This window comes from Streptomyces aureus, assembly GCF_001418135.1.
GTDB classification, from domain to species: Bacteria; Actinomycetota; Actinomycetes; order Streptomycetales; family Streptomycetaceae; genus Streptomyces; species Streptomyces aureus_A.
In genome coordinates this window covers 1-1,270 of the sequence record NZ_LIPQ01000629.1, presented here as the reverse complement: position 1 = coordinate 1,270, position 1,270 = coordinate 1, and the positions used below count along the sequence as shown (strand labels likewise).

At 72.8% G+C, this 1,270-nt stretch carries 1 protein-coding gene; it reads left to right on the top strand.

Annotation, left to right across the window (positions count from 1 at the left end):
• Window positions 1-163 precede the first annotated feature (163 nt).
• Window positions 164-1,045, top strand: coding sequence for a helix-turn-helix transcriptional regulator (locus tag AOK00_RS35395; RefSeq protein ID WP_055604204.1), 882 nt, complete (start codon window positions 164-166; stop codon window positions 1,043-1,045).
• Window positions 1,046-1,270: the final 225 nt, after the last annotated feature.

The following is a 1,270-nucleotide window of genomic DNA, read 5'->3' as shown; positions in this document are numbered from 1 at the left end:
CCCTCCGCCCCCGCGCCCCAGACGGCCGTACCCGTGCGGCACGACGAGCCGGTCGACGACCTGGACGACGCGTCCTGAACCAAGAGGTCTTCCGGTCGGTTCACCCCCAGTGCGTGTGAACCGCCCCAGGGCGGGGGATCCGAGGCCGCAGGGGGCGAAACACATGAACGAAGAGAGCCGCAGCGACCGGGAGTTGCTCGAGGACGAGGCCGTACGGGAGCGCCGCGGCGCGCTGCGCGGCCAGTTCAGCGCCGCTGGGATCACCGCCCAGGACATCCTGTGCTGCGAGGACAGAGCGGGATTCGTCGGGCCCGGGCACGCGGACGGGTACACCGTGGTCCTGGCCCGGTCCGGTGGCTACCTCCGCCGCATCGCCGGCGAGGAGTTCTTCGGCGACGCGAGCGGCGGTTACCTCACCCGGCCGGGTGACGAACACCGAGTCGCCCACCCCATCGGGCCCGGGGACCGGTCCACTGAGTTCCGGCTCGGCGCAGAGCTGTTCACCGACCGGTTCGACGGCCCGCCGCTCTCCCGCCGCTTCACGATCACCGGCACCACCGACGTGCACCACCGCGCCCTGCTGGCCGCGGCACGTCGCGGGGCCGACGACTTCGAACTGGGCGAGCGGCTCCACCGGTTGCTCGACGACGTGGCCGCCTCCGCCGGGCCCTGGCGCACGGACACGAGCCGCCGCCCCGCTGCCGCCCGCGCCCACGCCCGACTGGTGCGCGACGTCTGCGCCGTCCTGGCCGAGGGAACGCCAGGGCTCCGCCTCTCCCTGGAGGATCTGGCCCGCGCGGCAGGCGTCTCGCCGCACCATCTCAGCCGTGTCTTCCGCGCTGTCACCGGCACGACCCTCACACACCACCGCAACGAGCTGCGAATCAGGGGCGTCCTGCACGCGCTTGAGGAGGGCGAGGACAGCCTGCGCACCCTCGCGTACGCCTACGGATTCGCCGACCAGGCGCATCTGACGCGTGTGTGCCGCAGCCATACGGGGCACGTCCCCAGCGCCTTGAGGGGTGTTCTCGCGGACCGCGCATGAATGTCCAACGCACCGGGGCGGGGTGGGCCGCAGACTGGCGGAGGCCGGAGACCCCGGCCGGTGCCGTGCTCCCTGTGGAAGCTGCACGGCGCACCGTCTTCCTCGTGGGGGAACGTGACGATGACCTTACTGACCAGAGCCGCTACGACTGTCGCGGCCGCCCTGACGGCCGTTGTGGGCGTGAGCTCCGCACCGGGTGCCGCGCCGGCCCCGTACCCCTCACTC